General features: G+C 72.9%; 1 protein-coding gene. It reads left to right on the top strand.

Features of this window, described 5'->3' with window-relative positions:
- The coding region (locus P9217_RS02365) for a hypothetical protein (protein WP_278088284.1) at window positions 1-1,497 on the top strand (1,497 nt) is incomplete at both ends.

Below are 1,497 nucleotides of genomic sequence, written 5' to 3'. Positions count from 1 at the left end.
CGGAGCAACCGGCGCCACAGGCGCGACCGGCGCCACGGGCGATACCGGAGCAACCGGAGCAACCGGCTCGACCGGTGCGACCGGAGCAACCGGCGCCACAGGTGCGACCGGCGCCACCGGTGATACCGGAGCAACGGGCGCAACGGGCTCGACCGGTGCGACCGGAGCAACCGGCGCAACCGGCTCGACCGGCGCCACCGGCGATACCGGAGCAACCGGCGCCACAGGTGCGACCGGCGCCACCGGCGATACCGGAGCAACGGGCGCGACCGGCTCGACGGGTGCGACCGGCGCCACGGGCGATACCGGAGCAACGGGCGCCACCGGCTCGACTGGCGCGACCGGAGCAACCGGCGCCACAGGTGCCACCGGCGCCACGGGCGATACCGGAGCAACGGGTGCGACCGGAGCAACCGGCGCCACAGGTGCCACCGGCGCCACCGGCGATACCGGAGCAACCGGTGCGACCGGAGCAACCGGCGCCACAGGTGCGACCGGCGCCACCGGTGATACCGGAGCAACGGGCTCGACGGGTGCAACAGGTGCGACCGGCGCTACGGGTGCAACGGGTGCGACCGGCTCGACAGGCGCAACCGGCGCGACTGGAGCTACTGGAGCTACCGGGGCGACTGGAGCAACCGGCGCCACAGGTGCGACCGGCGCTACGGGTGCAACGGGTGCGACAGGCGCAACCGGCGCTACGGGTGATACCGGAGCAACGGGCTCGACAGGTGCGACCGGAGCAACAGGTGCGACCGGCGCCACCGGCGATACCGGAGCAACGGGCTCGACGGGTGCGACCGGAGCAACCGGCGCCACAGGCGCGACCGGCGCTACCGGCGATACCGGAGCAACGGGCTCGACGGGTGCGACCGGAGCAACCGGCGCCACAGGCGCGACCGGCGCTACCGGCGATACCGGAGCAACGGGCTCGACGGGTGCAACAGGTGCGACCGGCGCTACGGGTGCGACCGGCTCGACTGGAGCAACGGGTGATACCGGAGCAACGGGTTCGACCGGGGCCACTGGGGCGACTGGAGCAACCGGCGCCACTGGTGCTACGGGCGATACCGGCTCGACCGGCGCTACGGGTGCGACAGGAGCAACTGGCTCGACAGGTTCGACCGGAGCAACAGGTGCGACTGGAACTACCGGTGCCACTGGAGCAACGGGTGCGACTGGAGCTACCGGAGCTACCGGCTCGACGGGTGCGACCGGAGCCACCGGTGCGACTGGAGCAACGGGCTCGACTGGAGCGACCGGCGCTACGGGTGCCACCGGCTCGACCGGCGCAACCGGTGCGACCGGCGCGACTGGAGCAACGGGCTCGACCGGAGCAACCGGTGCGACCGGAGCCACGGGTGCGACTGGAGCAACTGGCGCGACTGGAGCAACGGGTGCGACAGGTGCGACCGGCGCTACGGGTGCCACCGGCTCGACTGGGGCGACCGGCGCTACCGGAGCTACAGGTGCGACCGGCGCCACGGGTGCCACTGG

This window comes from Mesorhizobium sp. WSM4989, from assembly GCF_029625795.1.
GTDB lineage: Bacteria > Pseudomonadota > Alphaproteobacteria > Rhizobiales > Rhizobiaceae > Mesorhizobium.
The sequence above is the reverse complement of the archived record's forward strand: the minus strand, read 5'-3'. Positions and strand labels throughout refer to the sequence as shown.